The sequence below is a fragment of the Novosphingobium clariflavum genome, from assembly GCF_026420865.1.
Lineage (GTDB): Bacteria > Pseudomonadota > Alphaproteobacteria > Sphingomonadales > Sphingomonadaceae > Novosphingobium > Novosphingobium clariflavum.
On record NZ_JAPCWC010000002.1, the window covers coordinates 276,673 to 300,346 of the forward strand.

The 23,674-nt window shown below is 64.9% G+C and carries 25 protein-coding genes and 3 tRNA genes; 12 read left to right on the forward strand and 16 right to left on the reverse strand.

Features of this window, described 5'->3' with window-relative positions; translation table 11 throughout:
• Window positions 1–5: 5 nt before the first annotated feature.
• A complete protein-coding gene (locus OKA11_RS03635) occupies window positions 6–926 on the forward strand; it encodes an LLM class F420-dependent oxidoreductase (protein ID WP_267218858.1) in 921 nt (306 codons plus the stop codon).
• Window positions 927–1,034: 108 nt separating this feature from the next.
• On the opposite strand, the gene thiE is transcribed toward OKA11_RS03635, so the two are convergent.
• Together thiE and OKA11_RS03645 are read right to left on the reverse strand one after the other, a co-directional pair.
• Window positions 1,035–1,673, reverse strand: coding sequence for a thiamine phosphate synthase (gene thiE / locus OKA11_RS03640; protein ID WP_267218859.1), 639 nt, complete (start codon window positions 1,671–1,673; stop codon window positions 1,035–1,037).
• A 27-nt stretch (window positions 1,674–1,700) separates the two neighbouring features.
• A complete protein-coding gene (locus OKA11_RS03645) occupies window positions 1,701–2,255 on the reverse strand; it encodes a hypothetical protein (RefSeq protein ID WP_267218860.1) in 555 nt (184 codons plus the stop codon).
• Window positions 2,256–2,395: 140 nt separating this feature from the next.
• Between OKA11_RS03645 and OKA11_RS03650 the strand changes: the two genes are divergently transcribed.
• A complete protein-coding gene (locus tag OKA11_RS03650; RefSeq protein WP_267218861.1) occupies window positions 2,396–2,989 on the forward strand; it encodes a hypothetical protein in 594 nt (197 codons plus the stop codon).
• Between the two features lie 57 nt (window positions 2,990–3,046).
• Here the strand turns inward: OKA11_RS03650 and OKA11_RS03655 are convergent, their stop codons facing one another.
• From OKA11_RS03655 to tkt, 5 genes are all read right to left on the reverse strand, one after another.
• The gene (locus OKA11_RS03655; protein ID WP_267218862.1) at window positions 3,047–3,958 is read right to left on the reverse strand and encodes a fructose bisphosphate aldolase; all 912 of its coding nucleotides are present in this window, start codon (window positions 3,956–3,958) and stop codon (window positions 3,047–3,049) included.
• Window positions 3,959–4,012: 54 nt separating this feature from the next.
• Window positions 4,013–5,125 (reverse strand): acyltransferase family protein, encoded by a 1,113-nt coding sequence (locus OKA11_RS03660; protein ID WP_267218863.1) that lies wholly within the window; start codon window positions 5,123–5,125, stop codon window positions 4,013–4,015.
• Window positions 5,126–5,148: 23 nt separating this feature from the next.
• Window positions 5,149–6,348 (reverse strand): phosphoglycerate kinase, encoded by a 1,200-nt coding sequence (locus OKA11_RS03665; RefSeq protein ID WP_267218864.1) that lies wholly within the window; start codon window positions 6,346–6,348, stop codon window positions 5,149–5,151.
• Window positions 6,349–6,612: 264 nt separating this feature from the next.
• The gene (gap, locus tag OKA11_RS03670; protein WP_142633083.1) at window positions 6,613–7,620 is read right to left on the reverse strand and encodes a type I glyceraldehyde-3-phosphate dehydrogenase; all 1,008 of its coding nucleotides are present in this window, start codon (window positions 7,618–7,620) and stop codon (window positions 6,613–6,615) included.
• Between the two features lie 16 nt (window positions 7,621–7,636).
• A complete protein-coding gene (gene tkt, locus OKA11_RS03675) occupies window positions 7,637–9,625 on the reverse strand; it encodes a transketolase (protein WP_267218865.1) in 1,989 nt (662 codons plus the stop codon).
• Between the two features lie 213 nt (window positions 9,626–9,838).
• Between tkt and OKA11_RS03680 the strand changes: the two genes are divergently transcribed.
• The 4 genes from OKA11_RS03680 to OKA11_RS03695 all read left to right on the forward strand — a co-directional run bounded on the left by OKA11_RS03680 (window position 9,839) and on the right by OKA11_RS03695 (window position 11,503).
• On the forward strand, window positions 9,839–10,012 hold the full coding sequence (locus OKA11_RS03680) for a hypothetical protein (protein WP_185928716.1): 174 nt from the start codon (window positions 9,839–9,841) through the stop codon (window positions 10,010–10,012).
• The gene (locus OKA11_RS03685) at window positions 10,009–10,362 is read left to right on the forward strand and encodes a cell division protein ZapA (protein WP_267218866.1); all 354 of its coding nucleotides are present in this window, start codon (window positions 10,009–10,011) and stop codon (window positions 10,360–10,362) included. Before OKA11_RS03680 ends, OKA11_RS03685 begins: the two co-directional genes overlap by 4 nt.
• Before the next feature lie 308 nt (window positions 10,363–10,670).
• Complete coding sequence (locus OKA11_RS03690) at window positions 10,671–11,285, forward strand: 5-formyltetrahydrofolate cyclo-ligase (protein WP_379489381.1); 615 nt, start codon at window positions 10,671–10,673, stop codon at window positions 11,283–11,285.
• 2 nt (window positions 11,286–11,287) lie between these two features.
• The gene (locus OKA11_RS03695) at window positions 11,288–11,503 is read left to right on the forward strand and encodes a DUF2842 domain-containing protein (RefSeq protein WP_267218868.1); all 216 of its coding nucleotides are present in this window, start codon (window positions 11,288–11,290) and stop codon (window positions 11,501–11,503) included.
• A gap of 143 nt (window positions 11,504–11,646) precedes the next feature.
• Here OKA11_RS03695 and OKA11_RS03700 read toward each other — a convergent pair.
• Together OKA11_RS03700 and OKA11_RS03705 are read right to left on the reverse strand one after the other, a co-directional pair.
• A tRNA-Asp gene (locus OKA11_RS03700) sits at window positions 11,647–11,723 on the reverse strand.
• Between the two features lie 63 nt (window positions 11,724–11,786).
• Window positions 11,787–11,863, reverse strand: a tRNA-Asp gene (locus OKA11_RS03705).
• A gap of 264 nt (window positions 11,864–12,127) precedes the next feature.
• Here OKA11_RS03705 and OKA11_RS03710 point away from each other — a divergent pair.
• Complete coding sequence (locus OKA11_RS03710) at window positions 12,128–12,565, forward strand: hypothetical protein (protein WP_267218869.1); 438 nt, start codon at window positions 12,128–12,130, stop codon at window positions 12,563–12,565.
• Window positions 12,566–12,572: 7 nt separating this feature from the next.
• Here OKA11_RS03710 and OKA11_RS03715 read toward each other — a convergent pair whose 3' ends face one another.
• From OKA11_RS03715 to thyA, 5 genes are all read right to left on the reverse strand, one after another.
• Entirely contained in the window at window positions 12,573–13,157 is a 585-nt protein-coding gene (locus OKA11_RS03715; RefSeq protein WP_267218870.1) for a YdeI/OmpD-associated family protein, read from the reverse strand.
• A 16-nt stretch (window positions 13,158–13,173) separates the two neighbouring features.
• Window positions 13,174–14,511: a dihydrolipoamide acetyltransferase family protein gene (locus tag OKA11_RS03720; protein WP_267218871.1), complete on the reverse strand. Its 1,338-nt coding sequence runs from the start codon at window positions 14,509–14,511 to the stop codon at window positions 13,174–13,176.
• Between the two features lie 4 nt (window positions 14,512–14,515).
• Window positions 14,516–15,568 carry an alpha-ketoacid dehydrogenase subunit beta gene (locus tag OKA11_RS03725; RefSeq protein ID WP_267219004.1) on the reverse strand — a complete coding sequence of 351 codons (1,053 nt, stop codon included), beginning with the start codon at window positions 15,566–15,568 and terminating at the stop codon, window positions 14,516–14,518.
• Window positions 15,569–15,573: 5 nt separating this feature from the next.
• Window positions 15,574–16,872, reverse strand: a complete 1,299-nt coding sequence (locus tag OKA11_RS03730) for a 3-methyl-2-oxobutanoate dehydrogenase (2-methylpropanoyl-transferring) subunit alpha (RefSeq protein ID WP_267218872.1) — start codon at window positions 16,870–16,872, stop codon at window positions 15,574–15,576.
• A 155-nt stretch (window positions 16,873–17,027) separates the two neighbouring features.
• Window positions 17,028–18,005: a thymidylate synthase gene (gene thyA / locus OKA11_RS03735; RefSeq protein ID WP_267218873.1), complete on the reverse strand. Its 978-nt coding sequence runs from the start codon at window positions 18,003–18,005 to the stop codon at window positions 17,028–17,030.
• Window positions 18,006–18,131: 126 nt separating this feature from the next.
• Here thyA and OKA11_RS03740 point away from each other — a divergent pair, with 126 nt between their 5' ends.
• The 3 genes from OKA11_RS03740 to OKA11_RS03750 all read left to right on the forward strand — a co-directional run bounded on the left by OKA11_RS03740 (window position 18,132) and on the right by OKA11_RS03750 (window position 20,186).
• Entirely contained in the window at window positions 18,132–18,479 is a 348-nt protein-coding gene (locus OKA11_RS03740) for a hypothetical protein (protein ID WP_267218874.1), read from the forward strand.
• Window positions 18,476–20,023 carry a methyl-accepting chemotaxis protein gene (locus OKA11_RS03745; protein WP_267218875.1) on the forward strand — a complete coding sequence of 516 codons (1,548 nt, stop codon included), beginning with the start codon at window positions 18,476–18,478 and terminating at the stop codon, window positions 20,021–20,023. Before OKA11_RS03740 ends, OKA11_RS03745 begins: the two co-directional genes overlap by 4 nt.
• A gap of 86 nt (window positions 20,024–20,109) precedes the next feature.
• Window positions 20,110–20,186 (forward strand) — tRNA-Pro (locus OKA11_RS03750).
• A 149-nt stretch (window positions 20,187–20,335) separates the two neighbouring features.
• Here OKA11_RS03750 and OKA11_RS03755 read toward each other — a convergent pair.
• Both OKA11_RS03755 and recG read right to left on the reverse strand, forming a co-directional pair.
• Window positions 20,336–20,641, reverse strand: coding sequence for a helix-turn-helix domain-containing protein (locus OKA11_RS03755; protein ID WP_142633061.1), 306 nt, complete (start codon window positions 20,639–20,641; stop codon window positions 20,336–20,338).
• Window positions 20,642–20,709: 68 nt separating this feature from the next.
• Window positions 20,710–22,767: an ATP-dependent DNA helicase RecG gene (recG, locus tag OKA11_RS03760; protein ID WP_267218876.1), complete on the reverse strand. Its 2,058-nt coding sequence runs from the start codon at window positions 22,765–22,767 to the stop codon at window positions 20,710–20,712.
• 107 nt (window positions 22,768–22,874) lie between these two features.
• Here recG and OKA11_RS03765 point away from each other — a divergent pair, with 107 nt between their 5' ends.
• Both OKA11_RS03765 and OKA11_RS03770 read left to right on the forward strand, forming a co-directional pair.
• Window positions 22,875–23,297: a baeRF12 domain-containing protein gene (locus OKA11_RS03765; RefSeq protein WP_267218877.1), complete on the forward strand. Its 423-nt coding sequence runs from the start codon at window positions 22,875–22,877 to the stop codon at window positions 23,295–23,297.
• Between the two features lie 70 nt (window positions 23,298–23,367).
• The gene (locus tag OKA11_RS03770) at window positions 23,368–23,649 is read left to right on the forward strand and encodes an FAD assembly factor SdhE (RefSeq protein ID WP_267218878.1); all 282 of its coding nucleotides are present in this window, start codon (window positions 23,368–23,370) and stop codon (window positions 23,647–23,649) included.
• The last annotated feature ends 25 nt before the right edge of the window (window positions 23,650–23,674 follow it).

The following is a 23,674-nucleotide window of genomic DNA, read 5'->3' on the forward strand; positions in this document are numbered from 1 at the left end:
ACGCCATGACCCTCACGCTCAGCACCAGCCTGCCTTTCGACCGCATCGACAGGCCGGAGGAATTCGGCACCATGGAGGCCGTGCACGAGATTGCCCGCACGGTCGAGAAGGCGGGCTTCCACGCCGGCACCGTCACCGATCACCCTGCTCCCTCAGCACGCTGGCTGGATGCGGGCGGACACTACGCGCAGGACCCGTTCGTGATGCTGTCGATGCTGGGCGCGGTGACCACCAAGCTGCGGCTGCAGACCAACATTCTGGTACTTCCGTACCGCAATCCCTTCGTGGTGGCGCGCGGGGTCTCGTCGCTGGACCACTTCACCAATGGCCGCGTGATTCTGGGCCTTGGGGCAGGGTACATGAAGGGGGAATACAAGGCGCTGGGCGTCGATTTCGACAGCCGCAACGACCTCATGGACGAGTACATCACGGCGATGAAGCTGGCCTGGACGGGCGAAGACTTCACATTCGAGGGCAGCGGATACACCGCGCTGGGCAATCGCATACTGCCGACGCCGGTGCAGAAGCCGCACCCCCCGCTTCTGGTCGGCGGCAATTCGCGGCGCGCGCTGCGCCGGGCAGCGGAGATGGGCGATGCCTGGCACCCGTTCTTCGTGCCCAAGTCGGTGACCGACACCGCCCGCACCGCCAATCTGGAGGGTGACGAAGACATCAGCGAGGCCATCGCCTACATGCGCGCGCATGCCGAAAAGATCGGCCGTACCGAGCCGCCGAAGGTCATCGCGTCCTCGACTTACGCGATCAAGCCAGGCTGGAGCGCGCCGGAAGCGCTGGACCACTTCGCGCACCTCAAGTCGCTGGGCATCGATGGCGCCGGGGCAACCGTCCATGCCGATACGCGCGCGGAATATTGCGATCTGGCGCTGAAATTCGGGGAGGATGTGATCGCGAAGATCGATTTCTGACAGGCAGTGGCTTGCCCGCCCCCCATCGGGATAGACCAGTGGGAGGCCGGGTTGGGGGAGCGGACCGGTGCCGCGAAATTCGCTTGTGACGAATTTCGCGGCAGCCTCTCAGCCCATCGCGCCAGTTATCGCCTCGTGGAAAGCCTTGACCGCAGCGGCCTCATCGCCGTTCCACACCGCACCCGACACCGCAAGGAAATCGGCCCCGGCCTTTACCAGCGGCGCACAGTTTTCAGGCGTGATGCCGCCGATGGCAACGCAGGGAATTTCGAAGATCGACTGCCACCATTCCAGCAGGTCGAGCCCAGCCATGTGCTTCACGTCCTTGGTGGTCGTGGGGAAATAGGCACCGAAGGCCACATAGTCCGCGCCCTCTTCGCCCGCGTCCATCGCAAGATGACGGCTGTTGTTGCAGGTCACGCCGATCTGCGCGTCGCGGCCAAGCGCCTTGCGCGCTTCCTCGACCGAGCCGTCCTCCTGCCCCAGATGCACGCCGTCCGCGCCGAGGCGCTTTGCCAGGCTGGTGGAATCGTTGACGATGAAGGCCACATCGCGATCCCCGCAGATCTTCTGCAGCGGCTCGGCAAGGCGTGCCGCCTCGTGCTGGTCCACGTTCTTGACGCGGAACTGGAACGCCGCCACCGGCGCGGCATCGAGCGCGCGGGACAGGCGGTCAGGGAAAGCGCCGGTCACATCGAGCGGCGAAATCAGGTAAAGCTGCGTCGGTTCGCGTTCAATCTCTTCCATAAGCGCGCACCTAGCCGTTCGCGAGGCTCAGGAAAAGACTTCGTCTTCGAACAAGGCGTCCTCGGCCTCACGATTGGAACCCGTAAGCGCGGCATGGGCGAACACCAGGATCGCAAGGCGCATCGTCGCATGAAGCGCCTCGGTGGCGGTCTCGAGGTTCCAGTCCGCCGCGCTCACCGCCTGATAGATGGCATCGAACGCCGCGGCGCCGACCGCGCCGACCAGCACGCCCAGCAGTATTCTCGAAGGGCGCCAGACCAGGCAGACCGCAAAGGCGAGCACTGCCAGGATGCCGATGACAGTTGCCGGCGGCACGCCGCCTGCCGCCCCCGCATCAAAGCCGAGCCATGCCGCTTCCGCGACCAGCAAGGCGAGCGCGCGGCGCAACATCGGATCGAGCCGGGGCCGTAGCCGCGCGATCACGCTTGTCGCCAGCAGGGCACAGAAAACGGGTGGCATTACCACCTGCCGGACGGACATGGGCAGCAGCGAGAGAAGGATGTAACTCGCTGCCAGATAGGCGACCCAGAGCTTGAGCCAACCATCGACGCCCCGCCAGGACTTGAGAATTTTCATCGTCATACCACTTGCTGTGCCCATCCCTACCCGCCCCGGTGCGGCAGGCAAAGCCCGTTTCGTTCGGGAGAGGTTCAGGCGCTGCCGATAGGTTGCGCCGGCAAGCACCCGGAACCCGGGGCTGCTTCCAGCTATAAGGGAGGAACATGAAACGACGCGCCCCGCCGCCCGCCCTTTCCTCCGCGCTCGCACAGACCCTGGCGCTCGCCGCGCTGGCCCTGGCGACAAGCGGTTGCCGGATCATCCCCGAAAGCGCCGGAATGCCTCCGTCCGCGCCGATGCAGGCACCGCATTCGTCCTATCGCCCGGCTCCTCCCGATGCCCCCTCGCCTCCTGCCCGCCCGCAGCGCCCGGCGCCCATGCCTGAGCAGGCCACCCCGCCGCCCGCACCGCCGCCCGGCGAATTGCCTGCCTCGCGTCCCTACAACGGCCCGCCCCTCGCCTATACCCGCATCGGCGAGACGGTTTCCGTCGATGGCCCCAGGGTCACCCCGCTCTCGCTGATCGAAGACAGCCGCTGTCCGCGAGGTGTGCAGTGCATCCAGGCCGGGCGCCTGAGGCTTCGCGTACGCATCGATCTCGGCTCGGGTTCGCACAAGATCGACATGACGCTCGGACAGCCGGTGCAAGTCGCCGACGGCAGCCTGACCTTGCTGGCCGCAAGTCCGACGCCGGTTGCAGGCTCCAAGCCGGCCCCGCTCGCCTACCAGTTCGGTTTTCGCTTCATGGGCGGCCTCTGAAACAAGAAAGAGCGGCGCCTTGCGGCACCGCCCTTTCCTTTCGCGTGATCCGGACGATCAGACTGCCGCAGCAGCGTCCGCCTTCTGGGTCGAGCCCTTGAAGATCTCGTCGATCGCTTCGCCGAGCGCGGCATCGAACTGGGCATCGCTCATCTGCGCGCGCAGGTCCTGCAGCAGCGCGCGGCTGAAGCTGGCGATGATGCCCTTGTTCTTCGCCAGCTCGACGCAGGCCTCGGGACGTTCGTAGCCGCCCGAGAGCGCAACGACGCGCAGCACCTTGGGGTGGGTGACCAGCGGATCGAACGTGCCCGGCACGATCGGCAGCGAGAGCTTGAGCATGACCTTCTGCCCTTCGGGCAGTTCATCGAGGTTCTTGAGAAGCTCGGCGAGCAGGATCTGGTCACACTCGGCGCGGGTGGCGCTCTTGATGTTCACCTCGGGCTCGACGATCGGCATCATGCCATGCGAGAGCACCTGCTTGCCGATCTCGAACTGCTGCCTGACGACGGCGGCGATGCCCTCGGCGTTGGCCGAGTTGATCACCGAACGCTCCTTGGTGCCGAACACGCCCAGCGCCTTCGAACGCTCCAGCAGCGCATCGAGCGTCGGCATCGGCTTCATCAGCTGCACGCCGTTCACTTCGTCCTCAAGGCCCTTGTCGACCTTGATGAACGGCACCACGCCCTTGGCGATCAGCGCCTGCGGGGTGGGAACGCCGTTTACTTCGCCGTCCATGGTGCGTTCGAACAGGATCGCGCCGAGAACCTTTTCGCCGGTGAACACGGGCGAGGAAATGATACGGGCGCGCATCTGGTGGATCAGGCCGAACATCTCTTCTTCGGTCGACCAGGCGCCTTCCTCGATGCCGTAGCCCTTGAGCGCCTTGGGGGTCGAACCGCCGCTCTGGTCAAGCGCGGCGATGAAGCCGTTTCCGCCGGCGATCTTGGCCGTCATCTCAGAAAATTCCATGGGTTTCTCCTCCTAGATTTGCCCCGGCGAGCCGGAGCGAAACGGTTGCGCGCCCTAAGGCAGCGCGGCGTGACGCAGGCGCTGCGCCTTTTCGCGGCGGCGCAGGACGCCGCTCAGCAGAGTGCGGGCCGGTACGTCGATCCAGCGCACACAAAGCCAGGCAATGGCAAGGCACGCGCCCAGAAAGACAAATGCCATTAACACGGCATTGTAGTGCAGATCGTCCTTGAAGTAACGCATCGGCTCGATCACCGCCCAGTGCACCGCATAGAGCGCAAAGGACACCTCGCCCACGAACCAGGCGATGCGTGCAAAACGGCGCGAGGGCTCGAAGCGCGAGCCGCACCAGACCAGCAGCGGCGAGACGAGCAGCGCACAGGCAAGGTCGTAGGCGGTTGCCGAGAGGAACTGCGGATCGGCCATCAGCATCGCGGCAATGGCCACGAGACAGGCCACCCCCACCCAGGACGACGGACGATGTTCGGGCTGCGGCATGCGGGCGATCAGCATGCCGATCCCGAACGAATAGAGCGTGCGGGCAAGCGCGATCGGCCACTCGTGCCAGACCGCGCCGATATTGCCCGATCCGTTATCCACGACCGCCGGCACGAACCACCATGCCGAAAGCGCGCAGACCAGCGCGATGCCGACGCGCGGCAGGCGGAACAGCAGCACGATCATGAGGAAGTTGGCGACCAGTTCGTAGAACAGCGACCAGGCCGGCACGTTCAGCGGAAACAGCGTGTTGGTCAGCGGCGACGGCAGCATCGCGGCATTGATGCCGGTGCTGATCAGGATGGTCCTGAGGCTCAGCGAGGTATCGCCGCCGCTGTGCAGACGCGCAAGGCCCACGACCGTCGTCAGGGCCACGCCGACAAGGAACAGCGGATAGAGGCGGACCAGACGCTTCAGCATGAACTCGCCGGTGCCCATGCCCGCCTGCCAGCGCGGCAGGTAGCTGGTGGCAAGCACGAAGCCCGAAAGCGCGAAGAAGAAGTCCACCGCGACGTAGCCGTGCGGGGCCTGCGAGATGTTGAAATGGAACAGCGCGACGGCAAGCGCGGCAATCCCGCGCATGCCGTCGAGCGTTACATAGCGGCCGTGCCAAGGCGGGCGCGGGCCTTGCCAGGCCCGGGCAGCGTCGGAAACCGAAGCAGGTCCGTTCATGCGCGCCGCCCCGCCCTGTCCTATCAGGCTTCGAGCGCTGCCACGCCGGGCAGTTCGCGACCTTCCATCCACTCCAGGAAGGCACCACCCGCCGTGGAGATATACGAGAAGTCTTCCGCCACGCCCGCATGGTGAAGCGCGGCAACGGTATCGCCGCCACCAGCCACCGAGGTCAGCGAGCCTTCGCGGGTCAGCGCGGCCGCCGTCCTGGCCAGAGCCACGGTGGCGGCATCGAACGGCACCGTCTCGAAGGCACCGAGCGGACCGTTCCACACCACCGTGCGGCAGGTCTTGAGCACGTCACCAAGCGCCTCGACCGCAAGCGGGCCGACGTCGAGGATCATTTCGTCGGCAGCCACTTCGTGGACGTTGCAGGTGCGCAGGCTGGGCGGATTGGCGGCGAATTCCTTCGACACCACCACTTCGTAGGGCAGGTGCACGGTGCAGCCCGACTGATCGGCGGTGTCGAGAATCTCGTTCGCTGTCCCGGTCAGGTCATGCTCGCAGAGCGACTTGCCCACGTCCACGCCCTTGGCGGCCAGGAACGTGTTGGCCATGCCGCCGCCGATGATCAGGTGATCGACCTGGGTGACGAGGTGCTTGAGCACGTCGAGCTTCGACGAGACCTTGGCACCGCCGACCACGGCCGCGACCGGCTTTTCCGGTGCGCCGAGCGCCTTTTCCAGCGCTTCCAGTTCAGCCTGCATCGAACGCCCGGCATAGGCGGGCAACACGCGGGCGAGACCCTCGGTGCTGGCGTGGGCGCGGTGGGCAGCGGAGAAGGCGTCGTTGACGTAGAAATCGCCGTTGGCGGCAATCGCGGCAGCGAGTTCGGCCTCGTTCTTTTCCTCACCCTTCCAGAACCGGGTGTTCTCGAGGATCGCGATGTCGCCCGCGCGCAGGATGCCGACGGCCTGCTTGACCACGTCGCCCGCCACTTCCGGCACGAACATCACTTCCTTGCCGAGCACCTTCTCGACCGCGCCGACCACCATCGACAGCGACATGCTGGGCACGCGCTCACCCTTGGGACGGCCGAAGTGGGCGAGCAGCAGAACCTTGGCGCCCTTCTCGGCGAGCTGCAGGATCGTCGGCGCGGCAGCGCGGATGCGGGTATCGTCGGTGACGACGCCGTCGTTCATCGGCACGTTGAAATCGACGCGCACCAGCGCGACCTTTCCGGTCACGTCACCAAGGTCATCAAGGGTCTTGAAAGCGCTCATCGTTCGGTCCTTGTCTCGTCACCCAAGGCGGCGCGCCATTACAGGCGCACCGTCGGAATATCTTGTTCGCAGTCTATACGGCCCTGACCGCCCTGACGACGCCGCGCAGCGGGCACCGGACGATCCTGCCGGATGCACTGCGCCGCGAAAGTCCCATACCGGACTTCCGCGGCGACAGTGGTGGGGGCGGACCGCCCGCCACCGGCATCAATGCGGCTTCTCCACCGCTTGACGCCGCCGGGGCGATCCACCGCCAGCAAGCCCTCAGAGCAGGCCCGCCATGACACCGGCGGTGTCGATCATGCGGTTGGAGAAGCCCCACTCGTTGTCGTACCACGACAGGACGCGGACCAGCTTGCCTTCGAGGACCGCCGTTTCCAGGCTGTCGATCGTCGACGAGTGGGCGTCGTGGTTGAAGTCGATCGAGACCAGCGGCTCTTCGGTGTAACCGAGCACGCCCTTGAGTTCGCCCTCGGCCGCTTCCTTGAGCAGCGCGTTGACTTCCTCGGCGGTGGTGTCGCGCTTGGGCACGAAGGTGAGGTCGACGACCGAGACGTTCGGGGTCGGCACGCGGATCGACGAACCGTCGAGCTTGCCCTTGAGGTCGGGAAGAACGAGACCCACGGCCACGGCGGCGCCGGTGCTGGTGGGGATCATGTTCATCGCGGCGGCACGGGCGCGGCGCGGATCCTTGTGGATCTGGTCGAGGATCTTCTGATCGTTGGTGTACGAGTGGATCGTGGTCATCAGACCGCGCTCGATACCGATCTTCTCGTTCAGCACCTTGGCGAAGGGCGCCAGGCAGTTGGTGGTGCACGAGGCGTTCGACACGACGACGTGATCGGCGGTCAGTTCCTTGTGGTTCACGCCGTAGACGACGGTGAGGTCCACGCCCTTGGCCGGAGCCGAGACGAGCACGCGCTTTGCGCCCGCGTCGATGTGCTTGCCGGCGCTCGCCTTGTCGGTGAAGAAGCCGGTGCATTCGAGCACGATGTCGATGCCCTGCGCGGCGTGCGGCAGGTTCGCGGGATCGCGCTCTGCCGTCACGTGGATGCGCTTGCCGTTCACGACGAGATCCGTGCCGTCGACTTCCACGGTGCCTTCGAAGGTGCCGTGGACGCTGTCACGCTTGAACAGGAGGGCATTGGCCTGAGCATCGGCCAGGTCGTTGATCGACACCAGCTCGAGGTCATGGTCGGTGCGTTCGAGAATGGCGCGAGCGACATTGCGCCCGATACGTCCGAAACCGTTGATCGCAACCTTGGTCGCCATTGGTAAATTCTCCTGTTTACACGCTAAGCTTGTTGAGGATCTTCGGGACGATCGCCTCGACGGTGAAGCCGAAGCGAGCGAAGAGGTCCTTGGCCGGAGCCGAGGCGCCGAAGCGGTCGAGACCGATGTTCAGGCCGCCGTTGCGGCTCTGTGCGGTGTAGCGTTCCCAGCCCATGGTCGTGCCGGCCTCGATCGAGACCTTCAGGATCGACGCATCATGGGGCAGGACTTCGTGCTGGTAGGCTTCGTCCTGGGCGGCGAAGAGTTCCATGCACGGCATCGAGACGACATCGGCGCCGATGCCCTGCGATTCCAGCTCGGCACAAACCTTGACCGCCAGTTCGACTTCCGAACCGGTGGCGATCAGGATCACCTTGCGGTCCGCTTCGGCGTGGCGAAGCGTGTAGGCGCCGCGGGCCGAAAGCATGTCGCCGGTCTTGCGCAGTTGCGGCAGGTTCTGGCGGGTAAGCGCCAGCACCGAAGGCGTATCCTGCGATTCCAGGGCCACGTTCCAGCATTCCGCCGTCTCGATGACGTCGGCCGGACGGAACACGTAGAGGTTCGGGATCAGGCGCATCGACATGACGTGCTCGACCGGCTGGTGGGTCGGGCCGTCTTCGCCAAGGCCGATCGAATCGTGGGTCAGCACGTAGATCGCGCGGGTCTGCTGCAGCGCCGAGAGGCGGATCGCGTTGCGGCAGTAGTCCGAGAAGATCAGGAAGGTGCCGCCGTAGGGGATCACGCCGCCGTGCAGCGCCATGCCGTTCATGGCCGCGGCCATGCCGAACTCACGGATGCCGTAATAGACATAGCGGCCGCCGAAGTTGTCCGGGGTGAACGGTTCCTGGCACTTGGCCTTGGTGTTGTTCGAACCGGTAAGGTCCGCCGAACCACCGATCATCTCGGGGATCGCCGGGGCCAGCACGTTTAGCCAGTTTTCCGAAGCCTTGCGGGTGGCGACGGTGGCATCGCCTTCCAGCCATTCGGCCAGCTTGGCGCGGATCGCATCGCCTTCCGGCAGTTCACCGGCCATGCGGCGGGTGAATTCATCCGCCTTGTCCGAAGCGCCGAGGCGCACGAACCATTCGGCATGGGCCTTGGCACCGGCCTGACCGAGCGAGCGCCAGTCGGCGAGGATTTCCGCCGGGATCTCGAAGGGAGCCGAAGTCCAGCCGAGGTATTCGCGGGCCGCGGCCACTTCGGCCTCGCCCAGCGCGGCGCCGTGGACGTCGTGGCCGCCCTGCTTGTTCGGGGCGCCCTTGCCGATAACGGTCTTGCAGGCGACCAGCGTCGGCTTGTCCGAAGCGGCAGCCGCGGCCAGCGCGCGTTCGATGTCGGCAAAGTCGTGGCCGTCGCACTCGAACACGTCCCAGCCCGAAGCGCGGTAGCGCGCCGGGATGTCTTCGCTGGTCGAAAGCGAGGTATCGCCGTCGATGGTGATCTTGTTGTCGTCCCACAGGACCTTGAGGCGGCCCAGCTTCAGCGTGCCGGCAAGACCGATGGCTTCGTGGTTGATGCCTTCCATGAGGCAGCCGTCACCGGCGATGACCCAGGTCTTGTGATCGACCAGATCGTCACCGAAAGTGGCGTTGAGCTGACGCTCCGCCATCGCCATGCCGACGGCCATGGCCAGACCCTGGCCGAGCGGGCCGGTGGTGCATTCCACGCCTTCGATCAGGAAGTTTTCCGGGTGACCGGCGCAGACCGAGCCCAGCTGACGGAAATTGCGAATGTCGTCCATCGTCGGGCTGGCATAGCCGGTCAGGTGAAGCAGCGAATAGATCAGCATCGAACCGTGACCGGCCGACAGCACGAAGCGGTCGCGGTCGGCCCACTTGGGCGCGGCGGGATCGAACTTGAGGAACTTGGAGAACAGGACGGTGGCGACATCGGCCATGCCCATCGGCATGCCGGGGTGGCCGCTGTTGGCGGCCTGGACCGCGTCCATGGAAAGCGCGCGAATGGCGTTGGCCATCGGCGCGAGACGGTCGGCAGCAAGGGTCATCGGGTGGCTCCGGTAAACGGAAAAAGGAACGATTCGGCTTGCCGACCCCCTTTAGGCTGAGGCCTGCGGGCGTCAAGTTCACCGCAGCCAAACACCGCAGATCCGGGCCCAGGCAATTCGCGTGGTGGCACAATCTCTTCCACTCGTCGAAGCATTAGTCGCCAAGCTGTGCCAAATTCTTGCCTTTTTGCAGTTTCGCGGTAACCGTAAGCCATGAAAGAGGTACCGATCGTTCAGATCGTCGAACGGATCGAGTCGGCGTTGTCCCGTCTCGACAAGGCCATTCCGGAAACCGTGGAACAGCGCAGTCGCGATCGCCGCCTGCGGGTGCTGGTTGAGGATGCCCTCGGCGAAATCGATGCATTGCTGGCGCGGCGCGAGGCATGAGCAACGTCAATCTCACCATCGGCGGCCGCAGCTTCACGCTGGCCTGCGCGGACGGCCAGGAAGGCCATGTCGAGAACCTCGGCCGCCTGATCGACGAGAAGGCAGCCGCTGCCGGTGCCGTCGGCCAGACCGAGACGCGCATGCTGCTGTTTGCGGCCATCATGCTGGCCGACGAAGTGCATAACCTGCGCGAACAAGACGCCGCACCGCCTCCCGCGCCGCCCCCGGCACCTGCTGCCAGCGAGGAAAATGCCTCGCTGCCCCCGGAAATGCTCGAGCGGCTGGCGAAAATTGCCGAGAGCATCGAAAATCTCGCAAGCATCCTTGAGGAAGCGCGCGAGAACCCCTAATTAGATGGTGACGGGAACTGCCCGGCACGAGCCGTTCGAAAATCCCTGAGGCTATAAGCAAATCCAAGGGGGCTGTCCCTGCCCGGACCCTGGTCCGGAACACATGGTCCCCACCTGACGTCGAGGCGTCAGAGGATTTCTAGGCAAACGACCCCATGGTGGTCCCGTCACCCCCTCTTCCGCGATCACTCCCTTTTCTTGAGGGATTTAGCCTCGCCCTTCCAACATGGGCCCGAAGCTGGCCGTGCTGGAATTCCAACATGCCCAATGCAGCCGCAAATGATACCGTGCGGCTCTGAACGCCAGGAATGGGACCACCGGTGGATTCGTCACTCCCTCTCTCTCCCGCAGCCGAAAAGGCCGCTCTGCGCAAGAAGCATCGTGCGGCCCGCGCGGAGCACGTCGCCTCGCTCCCGCAGCAACTGCGCGCGCTGATGCTGAACCGCCCGCCCGCCCCCGTCGCCGAAATGATGCCCGAGGGGCTCACCATCGGTCTCTATGCCCCCGTGGGCGACGAGGCGCCGGCCTTTGGCTGGGCGCGCTGGCTGTCGGAAAACGGCCGCAAGATCGCCCTGCCCTGGTTCGAATCGCGCGAAGCACCGATGGAATTTCGGCTCTGGGCCAATCCCTTCGATGAAGAGCAGCTTGCGATCGGCCCCTGGGGCGCATTGCAACCACTGGCAGACGCAGCGCCCGTCACCCCCGCCATCGCCATCGTGCCGCTGCTCGCCTTCACCAGCGAGGGACACCGACTGGGCCAGGGCGGCGGCCATTACGATCGCTGGCTCGATGCCAACCCCGATGTTCCCGCGATCGGGCTTGCATGGGACTGCCAACTCGCCGACACCCTTCCCATCGAAGCGCACGACCGCATCCTCGATGCCGTGGTGACGCCGACAAGAATATACGAGGGAGCGATCTGAACTTGCGCGAGACTCCGACACTGCGAATCCCGCTGGGCGTATTGGGGCTGTTTGCCGCCCTGATCGCCTATGGCGTGCTGATTGCACGCTATCTGGCCCCAGTGATCGGAGGATGGCACCCCTTGCTCCAGACACCCATCTACGTGGTTCTGGGAGTGGTCTGGCTGCTACCGCTGAAGCGGTTCCTGATCTGGATGGAGACCGGGCGCTGGGGGTGATTCCCCAGCGCTTTTATTTTTGCCCTGAGCGGCCACCTGATTCGACGAATCAGGAACGGCACACCTGCCGCGGACAAAAGAAAAGGCCGGGCGTTAACCCGGCCTTTTTCGTTTCATTGCTTTACCACTTCCCGTAAAGGAAATGGCGCGAGTGACGGGGCTCGAACCCGCGACCTCCGGCGTGACAGGCCGGCACTCTAACCAACTGAGCTACACCCGCGCAGCAATGTATGTGAGGTTTTTAGACTACCTCAAGTCGCTGCATTACCAGCATTTTCCCAAGTGGCGCGAGTGACGGGGCTCGAACCCGCGACCTCCGGCGTGACAGGCCGGCACTCTAACCAACTGAGCTACACCCGCGTTTTTGCGTTTGCGTCCGCTTGGGAGCCGCGCCTCTATGGCAGGTGCCCCACCCTGTCAACGGGAATGACCCGAACATTGAAAAGTTTTTATCCACACCCCCGAAAATTCCCGGCACATCCCGCCCCTGCCCCTCCGGCGCGGAACGTGGTCAATCGGCGTTAACTATATGTTGGCAACTGGAATCGCAGAAAATGCCTCGTTCACGCGGAAACGGCGTGGAACATCGCAGGGGGTATTCGGGTGAAAGCAATCCATCTCGCCATGACGCTTGCACTTGCAGCCGGCACGTTCACCGCCAGCGCTGGGCATGCAGAACTGCGCACAGGGCCCGCCGTGGCCACTGACAGTGCAGTCTATGTGGAACGCAGCAGTTCAGCCGCCTCGCGCCGCCTGGAACCCGCCAGCCGCCTTGCGCGCGGCGATAGAGTCGTGACGATCGTTACATGGGTCCGCGCAGCCGGAACCGGCGGCTTTGTCATCACCAATCCCGTGCCCACCGCCCTTGCCTATCAGCAGAGCGCGGAGGACATGCAGGAGGTTTCGGTGGACGGCGGCCGCTCATGGGGCCGTATCGGCGCCCTGAGGATCGGCAATCGCCTCGCCACCCCCGATGACGTCACGCATGTTCGCTGGCGCATCCCGCCGCAGAGCGCGGCGCGTGGACGCGGACAGATCACCTACAGCGGCATCGTGCGCTGATTCAGGCTCAGCAGCGCTCGTACTTCCAGTTGCGGCGCTTGCCTTCGGAAATCCACTCGGCGGCCTGAGCCATGCGCCTGGCACGCGTGGTCTGCGTCTTGGCCTCGGTGATCCATTCCAGATATTCGCGCCGCTGCGATGACGAGAAGGCATCATAATGCCCCTGCGCGGCCGGAGCAGCCGCCAACGCCGCCGCAAAGTCTTCCGGCATCGGAATTTCCGGCTTGGGCGCACGCGGCGCGGCACGTTTCAGCGCCGTGCCTTTTTCGAGCACCCGTGCCTGCGCTGCCTGCAATTTTTCGATGAGTTCGCCTTCAGGCGGAAGATCGCCGACGGCCGTGATGCGCCCGAACTGACCCATCGCATCACCCTGTCGCCCATCTCCGTGGACAACGAACGTGCAGTGCGCCTTGAACGCCGCCATCCCGGCGACGTTCTTACCCCGCACAAGAAAGTGCGGCATGCCCCATTTGATGGCCTCTTCGGCCCCGGGCAGCGCGCGATGGGTGAGAGCACGCAATTGAGTGAGGATCGGGCGGGCAAAGTCCGCGGCCTGTTCGATATACTCATCGACGCGCGGATCCCTGCCCATATGCCCTCTCCCTATATCAGCCCGCGAGAATCAGCGCCGGCGCCTCGATCAGCTTCTTGAGGTCCTGCGCAAAACTGGCGGCGTCCCAGCCATCTACCACACGGTGATCGCAGGACATCGAGACATTCATGATCTTACGCTTCTCGATGCGCTCCACGCCGTCAGCGCCCTTCACGAACATCGGCCGCTCGACGATGCGGTTGGGACCGATGATCGCGACTTCGGGACGGTTGATGACCGGCGTGGTGGCCACGCCGCCCATCGGCCCGAGCGAAGTGACCGTGATCGTCGAACCCGAAAGCTCCGACGACTTGGCCGAACCATCGCGCGCCGCATTGGCAAGGCGGCCGATCTCGGTAGCGAGCTGCCACAAGTTACGGTCCTGTGCATCGCGGATCACCGGCACCATCAGGCCCGCCGGAGTCTGCGCGGCCATGCCCAGATGGACCGAGCCGTAGCGCGTCACTACGCCCGCCTCGTCATCGTAATGCGCGTTGAGCATCGGATACTTGGGCAGCAGCTTGCAGATCGCCGCGATCAGGAACGGCAGCATGGTCAGCTTGGGCCGATCTCCGCGCCCCGCGTTGAGCTGCGCGCGGGTTTCCTCCAGCGCCGTCACGTCGAATTCCTCGACATAGGCGAAGTGGGGGATCTGGCGCTTGGACGCGGCCATGTTCTCGGCAATGCGGCGGCGCAGGCCGATCACGCGGACCTGTTCGTCCTTGCCCTTGTTGCCGGCAGGCTGGAAACCGCCCGCAGCGTTATAGGACAGGAAGGCGTCGAGATCGCCGTGGCGCACGCGGCCGTCTTCCGCGGGGCGGACTTCGGCCAGATTGATGCCCAGATCCGACGCGCGCTTGCGGACGGCGGGGCTGGCCATGACCTTGGCGTGCGTGGCGGGCGTTGGCGCGCGGGCTTCGACACGCTCAGCCTGAGCGGGTTTGGGGGTCGGCGGCGGTTCGGAGGCAGCAACAGACGCCGAAACAGAAGCAGGAGCAGGAGCAGGAGCAGGAGCAGGAGCCGGGGTGGGTGCAGGAACCGCCTCCACAACATCCGCTCGTGCTGAGCTTGTCGAAGCACCAGCCGCCACGCCATCAACGTCGTTACCAGCGCCTTCGACCTCGATCACCACCAGCGGCGATCCGATGGCGATGATGTCACCCGCCTCACCGGCGACTTCGACGACGATGCCCGAAACCGGGCTTTCCATCTCGACCGTCGCCTTGTCGGTCATCATGTCCGCAACGCGGTCGTCTTCCTCGATCCGGTCGCCGATCTTGACGTGCCATGCGACGATCTCGGCCTCGGCAATGCCCTCGCCGATGTCGGGGAGCCTGAAAGTATAGCGTCCCATCAAATCAATCCTTCAACAGACGATCGACCGCCTCGCCAATGCGGACGGGACCGGGGAAATAGGCCCACTCAAGGCTGTGCGGGTACGGCGTATCGAAGCCGGTCACGCGCTCGACGGGGGCTTCCAGGTGATAGAAGCAGCGCTCCTGAACCAGCGTCACCAGTTCCCCACCAAAGCCGGAGGTGCGGGTCGCCTCGTGTATCACCAAGCAACGCCCAGTCTTTTCCACGGACTTTTCCACAGTCGCCAGATCGAGAGGGACCAGCGTGCGCAAGTCGATGATCTCCGCATCGACGCCCTTTTCGGCAAGCACCGCCTCGGCCACGTGGACCATGGTGCCGTACGTCACCACCGTGAGCGCCGAACCTTCCTGCACGATCCGCGCCTTGCCGAGCGGGATCGAATAGTACCCCTCCGGCACCATGCCGAGCGGGTGCCCCTTCCACGTCTTCGACGGACGATCGTAATAGCCGTCGAACGGGCCGTTGTAGATGCGCTTGGGCTCGAAGAAGATCACCGGATCGTTGTCTTCGATGGCGGCGATCAGCAGGCCCTTGGCGTCATAGGGGCTGGCCGGGATCACCGTCTTCAGGCCGGAAACGTGCGTGAACAGGGCCTCCGGGCTCTGGCTGTGGGTCTGGCCGCCGAAAATGCCGCCTCCGAAGGGCGAGCGCACGGTGATCGGCGCGATGAACTCCGCCGCCGAGCGATAGCGCAGACGCGCCGCCTCGGAGACGAGCTGGTCCATGCCCGGGTAGATGTAGTCCGCGAACTGGATCTCCGGCACCGGGCGCAGGCCATATGCGGCCATGCCCACGGCAGCGCCGATGATGCCGCATTCGTTGATCGGCGTATCGAACACGCGGTTGCGGCCGTACTTCTTCTGGAGGCCCGCCGTCGCGCGGAACACGCCGCCGAAATAGCCGACGTCCTCACCGAAAGTCACCACATCGGGATCGCGCGCCATCATGATGTCGAGCGCGTCGTTGATCGCCTCGATCATGTTCATCTGGCGCGTCGGCGCGTCGTGGAGGCTGACCGAATCTTCTTCAATCATCATGATCAGTCCTTCCAATCCGGGAACTTGCTCTGCCGCTCGCGGATCGCCTGATCCGCCTGCTCTTCAAGGTGCCAGGGCAGTTCCTCGAAGACGTCCTCGAACATGGTGTGGAACGGATGGTGCAGGCCGTGCCCCAGGATGCCGTTCTTCTCGGCCTCCTTGGTGGCGGCCTTCACTTGCTCGGCAGCGTCGCGGTCCATCTCGGCGTGCTGTTCCTCGGACCATTCGCCAAGCGCGATCAGATGCTTCTTCAGGCGCATGATCGGGTCGCCCAGCGGCCATTCCTCCCGCTCATGCGCAGAGCGATAGGCCGTGGGATCGTCCGAGGTGGAGTGCCCCTCGGCGCGATAGGTGAAGTGCTCGATCAGCGTCGGCCCCTGGTTGGAGCGGGCGCGGTTGGCTGCCCATTCCATCGCGGCATAGACCGCCAGGATGTCGTTGCCGTCCACTCGCAGGCCGGCGATGCCATAACCCGCCGCGCGGGCTGCGAAAGTGGTGCGCTCGGCCCCGGCAAAACCCGAGAAGCTGGAGATCGCCCACTGATTGTTGACGACGTTGAGCACGACCGGCGCATTGTAGACCGCTGCAAAGGTCATCGCCGCGTGGAAATCGCCTTCCGCGCTGGAGCCTTCGCCCACGAAGCTGGTGGCAATGCGGGTATCGCCCTTGATCGCGCTGGCCATCGCCCAGCCCACCGCCTGCGGGAACTGCGTGGCGAGGTTGCCGGAAATCGAGAAGAACCCGTAGTCCTTGGCCGAATACATGATCGGCAGCTGGCGGCCCTTCAGCGGGTCCGCGCGGTTGGAGTAGATCTGGTTGACCATCTCCACCAGCGGATAGCCGCGCGCGATCAGGATGCCCTGCTGGCGGTAGCTGGGGAACACCATGTCGTCGAAGGCCAGCGCATGGGCGCAGGCGATCGAGACCGCCTCCTCGCCCGTGGACTTCATGTAGAAGCTGGTCTTGCCCTGCCGCTGGCCGCGATACATGCGATCGTCGAAAGCGCGGGTCAGCGCCATCGATGCCAGCATGCGGCGCAGCGTCTCGGGATCGAGATGGGGGTTCCACGCCCCCACCGCCGCGTCATTCTCATCCAGCACGCGGATCAGGTCGAGCGTCAGCGGCCATGTCTCGCTGGCAGCGCACCCCTCGTCGGGGCGCGCCAGCTTGCCGGCTGCGGGGATTTCCAGATGCGAATAGTCGACCGGATCGCCGGGCCGGAACTTCGGCTCGGGGACATAGAGATCGAGGGGCGGCAGATTGCCGCGCGACTTACCGGTACGTGTCGGGCCTGGGGCCATTTTTGCTTCCTCTCCCGCATTGAATCGGGCCGTGGAAAGCGAAACTGCACCGAAAACAACGGTTAACGGAAGGTTTCAAAATTCCACAGTCAGGTCACAATATTTCAACCAAGAGTAATGTCAATACAGAGTCGATTGGCCGCCCCAAAGGCCCGTCACACCGCCACGGGCGCGGCGATATGGGCCTGCGGCGCGTAGCCGGAAACCGCGAAGTCCTCGATCCGATAGTCGAAGATCGAATCGGGCCTGCGCACGATATCGAGCCGCGCCTCGCCCGAGGGCTGGCGCGACAGCTGCTCTTCGACGAGGCTGGCGTGGTTGAGATAGAGATGGACATCACCACCCATCCAAACGGCCTCGCCCGGTTCAAGGTTGCACTGCTGCGCAAACATCCGCGTCAGCAGCGCCAGTGACCACATGTTGAACGCGAAGCCGAGGCCGAGATCGCAGCTGCGCTGATAGAGGATGCAGGACAGCCGGCCGTCGGCGACGTGGAACTGATAGGTCTTGTGGCACGGCGGCAGCGCCATCGCGTCCAACTCCGCAACGTTCCACCCCTCGATGATATGGCGGCGACTGCCGGGATTGGTGCGCAGGCTCTCGATCACTTGCGCGACCTGGTTCACGCCCTGCCCACGCTTCTTGTAGAGCCCCTCGCCGGCTGGCTCATAGACCGGCCAGTCGACCCACTGCTTGCCATAGACCGGACCAAGATCGCCCCATTCGGCAGCAAAAGCCTCATCCTCGACGATGCGGCGCGAGAAATCGGCGCGGGCGATCTCCGCTCCAGTGGCCTTGCGGTAACGGTCGAGCGGCCAATCGGTCCAGATTTCCACGCCCTGCGCACAGAGCGACCGGATGTTGGTGTCACCCGTCAGAAACCACAGCATCTCGCGGCTCGCGGTCTTCCAGTAGACGCGCTTGGTCGTGAGCAGCGGCATCAGGCCGCCGGACAGGTCGAAGCGAATGGTCGCCCCGAAGACCGAGCGCGTGCCCACGCCGGTACGGTCCACCCGTTCGTCACCCTGCTCCCAGATGCGGCGCATCAGGTCGAGATACTGCCATTCCCAGTGCCGGCCCGAGGCTTCGCTGGACGGGACGATTCTGGTGGCTTCAATCAGGTTGTCGGTCATGCCCCTGACCTACCTCCCCCGAGCCGCAAGGGAAAGAGCAGCTTCGCCCGAGCCGCCCTCACCCTTGTGCTTTACCTTATGGTCCTCTTCGCAGCTACGCAGGACTACGGCTCTATAATTGGTGCCATGACAAACACCGCCAGCCCCCGTGCCAAGAGCAAGAACGCGGCAAATGGCGTGTTGGGCCTGCAAGGTCTCGTTGCCATTGCGACCGTCTGCTTCGCGCTGACGCCGGCCAGCGGCGGGATCGCACTTTACGTCTCCCCCGGCAATGGCAGTGCCGCCCCGTTTCAATGGGCGCATGACGTGCGTGCAGGCGTGATCGCCCGCGGCCCCTGGCCCGGCAGCGTCTTCGTGCGCGTACCCTCTGCACGCGCCACGCTCGCCGCCCTGCGGCAAGGCGCCCTCCTGATTTCCGTTCCCGAAGCCCTTTGTGGGCACTCCCTCCCAAAAGAACCGAATCCCCGACCATGAATGAACTGGAAGAACTGCGTCGCAAAGGAGCCCAGGGGCTCGTCCTGGTATGCTGGATCGGCGTGCTGATAGCACTGGGCAGCACTCTGTTTGCACAGAGCGGCATCGCCCCGCCTGCCGCCGCCGTGCTGGTGACACTCGCGCCCACCTGGCTGGTGTTGCGTAGCGAAAGCGGGCCGCAAAGCCGCCTGGCCCTCGGCCTGACCTTGCCGCTCTATCCGGCCATCCTACTGTGGCAATGGTCCGGTCACGAATGGATGATCGACCTCCACATGCTGTTTTTCGCGACGATCGCCATGTTGGCGATTCTGGCCGACTGGCGGCCTATCCTGCTTTCTGCAGCCGTAACCGCGGTCCATCACCTGCTGACCAATTTCATCGCGCCTTCGCTCGTCTTCACCAATGGCGGCGAATTCGGCCGGGTCGTCCTTCACGCGGTGATCGTCATCGCCGAGACGCTGGTCCTGGTCATGGTCGCCATCCGGCTCGAAAAGCTGGTGATCGACCAGGCTGCGGCACACGAAGCGCGAGAAGCGCTCCAGCATGCGGCGGAACAGGAACGGGCCGCAGCGGCCGACGAGCAAAGGAGCGTGATCGACAGCATTGGCGACGGGCTTCGCTCGCTTGCCGCCGGTGACCTGTCGCTGCGCCTGCCCCGAGCCTTTCCCGCCAGCTACGAGGAATTGCGCGGCTATTTCAATTCCGCTGCGGAAGACCTCGACGGCATCGTGCGCGGGGTGGGCGAATCGGCCCGACAGATCGAGACCGGTTCACTCGAGATCCGCTCCGCCACCGACGACCTTGCCTTGCGCACCGAACGGCAGGCCGCGACGGTCGAGGACATCGCCGCGACCCTGCGCGCGCTCAGCACCACGGTCCAGAACAATGCCGCCAGCGCCCGCGAGCTTCAGACGGGCGTCGCCAAGGCTCGCAACGACGCGATGAGCGGCGCCGCAATCGTCGAGGACGCCGTCATGACGATGGGCGAGATCGAAAGCTCCGCCAACGAGATCAGCCAGATCATCGCCCTGATCGACGGCATCGCCTTCCAGACCAACCTGCTGGCCCTCAATGCCGGCGTCGAGGCCGCCCGTGCCGGTGAGGCAGGCAAGGGATTTGCCGTGGTGGCGACGGAAGTGCGCGCCCTGGCCCAGCGGTCTGCCGATGCCGCCAACCAGATCAAAGCGCTGATCGGCGCCTCCACCGAGCAAGTTGCCTCGGGCGTGAAGCTGGTAGGCCGATCGGGCGAATCGCTGATGACCATCGTCAGCGCCATTGCCGAAATCGACGAGGCTCTCGCCCGGATCGCCCAGGTATCGATGGAACAGGCTACCGACATCGGAAGAATCAACGAACGCGTCGGCGGCCTTGATTCGGCAACGCAGCAGAACGCCGCAATGGTGGAGGAAGGGACCGCCGCCGCACGCAACCTGTCCAGTGAAGCGGAAAACCTGACGCGCATCGTCGCGCATTTCCGTGTTTCCGGGAGCGCTTCGGGGTCGGAACAAAAGTTGTCCACACCCTCGGCGCGCTATGCCGCATAAAAAGCGATTTTCTGCACTTGCCACCCTGAGAGTCGCCCTATATAGGCGCGCTCCTGCCCCGGGCGCTCTTCGGAACGCCCTCCGGTCGGGGAATAGCTCAGCCTGGTAGAGCACTGTCTTCGGGAGGCAGGGGCCGGAGGTTCGAATCCTCTTTCCCCGACCATTTTCACCTTCGGGTGAGGCATAGAAACCCAGCGGAAACGCTGGGTTTTTTGCTGTCTGCAGCACAGACATCCAGATCCAGCACACAAAGAAAAAGGCGAAGGTTCCATACGAACCTCCGCCCTTTCGATAAGGCCGCTGCGTGCAGGATCAGCCCTGCTTGTGGTTCTCGGGCCGCCCGTCAGGCAAGGTCAGGCCCTCCAGCTGCTTGTCGGTCATGTTCTCGACAAAGGCCGGCGACAGCTTGCGCTCGAGCCGGCGGCACATGTCCGCCTGCTTGATCAGCCCCTGCGAGGCCGAGCGCAGCGCATTGCGATCCAGCGCCACGTCGCCGGAGAGGAAATCGCGCACTTCCTTTTCGGATACGCCCATGTAACGCGCCATCACGCGCTGTCCGCCGACCGCGTCGACTGCCTGGGCAAAAATGGCGAGCTGGATATCCGGTTTCTGGGGCATGTCGCGGCCATCACAGGGCGGCGCAGCCAAGTCAATTGCAGCGTCCCCGGCTTTGTTGCGGATTGCCCTCAGCCACCCCGCAAAAGCTGCACACCCCAGTCGCGCTCGAAGAGGTAGAGGAGCAGCCGAGCTGCCTCCCCGCGTGGCCCGGTGAGGCCGCCGTCGCGCTCGATCAGCAACCTGGCGTCATCGTGGGCCAGAGGCAGGAGCTTGGTGATCTGTTCGAGACTGGCGATGCGGAACGGGGTGTCGCCCGATTGCCGCGTGCCCAGCAGTTCGCCGCCGCCGCGCAGTTGCAGATCCTCTTCCGCGAGACGGAAGCCGTCCTGCGTCTCGCGCATCAGGGCCAGGCGCTGGCGGGCGGTTTCGCTGAGCTGCTGGCCGCGCAGCAGCAGACAGGTCGATTTCTCGCTGCCGCGCCCCACGCGCCCGCGCAGCTGGTGAAGCTGGGCAAGACCGAAACGCTCCGCCTGCTCGATCACCATCAACGTGGCGTTGGGCACGTCGACGCCGACCTCGATCACCGTCGTCGCCACCAGCACCGAAGCCTCACCACTGGCAAAGCGTTCCATGCCCGCGTCCTTCGCCTCGGGCTTGAGCTGGCCGTGGACCAGCACGACATCCTCGCCGAATCGCTCCTTCAACGCCGCATAGCGCGCCTCGGCAGCGGCCAGATCGTCGTTCTCGCTTTCGCTGACCATCGGACAGACCCAGTAGGCCTGCTGCCCGGTCTCGATGTGCCGGGCAATGGCACCGACGACGTCGCCCATGCGCTCCACCGAAACCACGCGGGTATCGATCGCCTGACGCCCCGGCGGCAATTCATCGAGCTTGGAGACTTCCATCTCGCCATATTGCGCAAGTGTCAGCGTGCGCGGGATCGGTGTCGCGGTCATCGCCAGCGTATGCGGCGTTCGCCGTCCCTTGCGCGCCAGCATCAGCCGCTGGCCAACCCCGAAGCGGTGCTGCTCGTCGATCACCACCAGCGCGAGATTGCGATAGGACACCGTGTCCTGGAAAATCGCGTGGGTGCCCACGACGATGTCGATGGAGCCCCCGACGAGGCCCATGAGGATCGCCTCGCGCGCCTTGCCCTTGTCGCGCCCGGTCAGCAGCGCGATCTCGACGCCCGTGCCCTGCAGCATCCGCGCGAGCGTCTCATAGTGCTGGCGGGCAAGGATTTCAGTCGGCGCCAGCAAGGCGGCCTGCGCCCCCGCCTCCACCGCGATCAGCATCGCATTGAGCGCGACGACCGTCTTGCCCGCACCGACATCGCCCTGCAGCAGGCGCAGCATCGGTGCCTGCTGCGCAACATCGCCCTCGATCTCGTCGATCGAGCGCTTCTGCGCGCCGGTCAGCGCGAAAGGCAGCTTGAGCTTGGCACGCAGCGCACCGTCGCCTTTCAGCGGCGTGCCCGACTGGCGGCGATTGCTCTCGCGCACCAGCATCAGCGCGAGGGCGTTGGCCAGCAATTCGTCATAGGCCAGGCGGTCACGCGCCGGGCCATTGACGCCGCGATGCGCCTCCATCACCGCCTCGCGCCAGGCCGGCCACTTCATCTTGTCGTAAAGGCTGGGCTCGATCCATTCCGCCAGTTCCGGCAGGACCTTGAGCGCCTGCTGGACAAGCCCGCCCACGCGCCCCTGCGTCAGCCCTTCGGAAAGCGGATAGACCGCCTCGCACAGCTGCCCCACCGGTGCTGCGCTGTCCTCCGAAACATGTTCGGGGTGCACCATCTGGAGCATCTGCCCGTACTGGTCGAGCCGCCCCGCCACCCAGCGCGTCTCGCCCACCGGAAGCTGCTTTTTCGCGGTGTAGGAGGCGCGGCCGAAATAGGTGATCGTGCAAATGTTGCCGAGCGCGTCTTCGGTCACCACCCGGAACGGCCCGCGCCCGGACGAGGCGCGATGCTCGCGCACCGTCAACTGGACGATGACGTTCTCGCCGACGTTGGCCTTGTCCAGATGGGTGACCGCGCGCCGCTCCACGAAACGGTCGGGCAAGTGATAGACAAGATCCCGTAGCCGCGTGAGGCCCAGCTTTTCGAGCGGACGCTTGAGCTTGGGCCCCACGCCGTCGAGGGAATCGGTTTCGACAAACAGGCAATTCAGAGCTTCAGGCCGCATGGTCAGCCTCTTAGCGCGAGTGCGGCGCGTTTCACCAGACCGATGGGGAACGGATTTGCGGACAGACCCGTTGCCTTGGTGAACCCAACGGCAAAGGAGAGCCATTCATGCGGATGTCCCGCGGAACCGTTTTCGCAATCGTCGACGGCGAGAACTTCGAACTCTACCGCAATTCGGGCGCCGAGGCCGCCCCGCGGCTGACGGCCATGGAGCCGCCCGAACTGGAAGCCACCAACTTCAGCGCCGGCGCCCGCCGCAGCGACGCCCCAAGGCGCCATCAGGCCCGCACCGGCGACGGCAGCAACGACTCGCACGACGAGAGCGCCCATGTCGCCGCCGTGACCGGCTGGCTCAACCAGCAGGTCCTGGAAGGGGAAATCGCCGAGCTGGTCATCGTCGCCGATCCGCGCTCCCTTGGCGAGATGCGAAGGCACTACCACAAGGAACTGAAGGCATCACTGCGCGCCGAAGTGCCCAAGACGCTGACCGGCAGACCCGTCAGCGAGATCATCAAGGTGATCCAGCGCTGATACCCAAAACCTTGCCCCATAACGGCCCCGAAACTTGCTCATGCCCGCGCCGCGCTGTAACGGCGCGGGCATGACCGAACTTACGCCCCAAAAGCAGGCGCGGCTCGCCCGCCTCAAGTTCCGTGCCTGGCATCGCGGCACCCGCGAAGCCGACTACATGATCGGCTGCTTCTTCGACAAATTCCACGCAGGATGGTCCGACGCCGAGATCGACCTGTTCGAGACGATGATCGAGGAAGAAGACGTCGACATCATGGCATGGGCACTGGGCACCCAGAGCATTCCCGAGGAATATCGCGGCCCCTTGATGGACCGCATGATGAAGCTCGATTACGTCGATATTCCGCGCTGATTTCATAAGGCAGACTGACTGCGGC

What these genes read in the sequence shown, in the direction of transcription:
- OKA11_RS03635 (WP_267218858.1), top strand. Translation starts at nt 6, where the DNA reads ATGACCCTCACGCTCAGCACCAGCCTGCCTTTCGACCGCATCGACAGG.
- thiE (WP_267218859.1), bottom strand. Translation starts at nt 1,673, where the DNA reads ATGGAAGAGATTGAACGCGAACCGACGCAGCTTTACCTGATTTCGCCG.
- OKA11_RS03645 (WP_267218860.1), bottom strand. Translation starts at nt 2,255, where the DNA reads ATGACGATGAAAATTCTCAAGTCCTGGCGGGGCGTCGATGGTTGGCTC.
- OKA11_RS03650 (WP_267218861.1), top strand. Translation starts at nt 2,396, where the DNA reads ATGAAACGACGCGCCCCGCCGCCCGCCCTTTCCTCCGCGCTCGCACAG.
- OKA11_RS03655 (WP_267218862.1), bottom strand. Translation starts at nt 3,958, where the DNA reads ATGGAATTTTCTGAGATGACGGCCAAGATCGCCGGCGGAAACGGCTTC.
- OKA11_RS03660 (WP_267218863.1), bottom strand. Translation starts at nt 5,125, where the DNA reads ATGAACGGACCTGCTTCGGTTTCCGACGCTGCCCGGGCCTGGCAAGGC.
- OKA11_RS03665 (WP_267218864.1), bottom strand. Translation starts at nt 6,348, where the DNA reads ATGAGCGCTTTCAAGACCCTTGATGACCTTGGTGACGTGACCGGAAAG.
- gap (WP_142633083.1), bottom strand. Translation starts at nt 7,620, where the DNA reads ATGGCGACCAAGGTTGCGATCAACGGTTTCGGACGTATCGGGCGCAAT.
- tkt (WP_267218865.1), bottom strand. Translation starts at nt 9,625, where the DNA reads ATGACCCTTGCTGCCGACCGTCTCGCGCCGATGGCCAACGCCATTCGC.
- OKA11_RS03680 (WP_185928716.1), top strand. Translation starts at nt 9,839, where the DNA reads ATGAAAGAGGTACCGATCGTTCAGATCGTCGAACGGATCGAGTCGGCG.
- OKA11_RS03685 (WP_267218866.1), top strand. Translation starts at nt 10,009, where the DNA reads ATGAGCAACGTCAATCTCACCATCGGCGGCCGCAGCTTCACGCTGGCC.
- OKA11_RS03690 (WP_379489381.1), top strand. Translation starts at nt 10,671, where the DNA reads ATGGGACCACCGGTGGATTCGTCACTCCCTCTCTCTCCCGCAGCCGAA.
- OKA11_RS03710 (WP_267218869.1), top strand. Translation starts at nt 12,128, where the DNA reads ATGACGCTTGCACTTGCAGCCGGCACGTTCACCGCCAGCGCTGGGCAT.
- OKA11_RS03715 (WP_267218870.1), bottom strand. Translation starts at nt 13,157, where the DNA reads ATGGGCAGGGATCCGCGCGTCGATGAGTATATCGAACAGGCCGCGGAC.
- OKA11_RS03720 (WP_267218871.1), bottom strand. Translation starts at nt 14,511, where the DNA reads ATGGGACGCTATACTTTCAGGCTCCCCGACATCGGCGAGGGCATTGCC.
- OKA11_RS03725 (WP_267219004.1), bottom strand. Translation starts at nt 15,568, where the DNA reads ATGATTGAAGAAGATTCGGTCAGCCTCCACGACGCGCCGACGCGCCAG.
- OKA11_RS03730 (WP_267218872.1), bottom strand. Translation starts at nt 16,872, where the DNA reads ATGGCCCCAGGCCCGACACGTACCGGTAAGTCGCGCGGCAATCTGCCG.
- thyA (WP_267218873.1), bottom strand. Translation starts at nt 18,005, where the DNA reads ATGACCGACAACCTGATTGAAGCCACCAGAATCGTCCCGTCCAGCGAA.
- OKA11_RS03740 (WP_267218874.1), top strand. Translation starts at nt 18,132, where the DNA reads ATGACAAACACCGCCAGCCCCCGTGCCAAGAGCAAGAACGCGGCAAAT.
- OKA11_RS03745 (WP_267218875.1), top strand. Translation starts at nt 18,476, where the DNA reads ATGAATGAACTGGAAGAACTGCGTCGCAAAGGAGCCCAGGGGCTCGTC.
- OKA11_RS03755 (WP_142633061.1), bottom strand. Translation starts at nt 20,641, where the DNA reads ATGCCCCAGAAACCGGATATCCAGCTCGCCATTTTTGCCCAGGCAGTC.
- recG (WP_267218876.1), bottom strand. Translation starts at nt 22,767, where the DNA reads ATGCGGCCTGAAGCTCTGAATTGCCTGTTTGTCGAAACCGATTCCCTC.
- OKA11_RS03765 (WP_267218877.1), top strand. Translation starts at nt 22,875, where the DNA reads ATGCGGATGTCCCGCGGAACCGTTTTCGCAATCGTCGACGGCGAGAAC.
- OKA11_RS03770 (WP_267218878.1), top strand. Translation starts at nt 23,368, where the DNA reads ATGACCGAACTTACGCCCCAAAAGCAGGCGCGGCTCGCCCGCCTCAAG.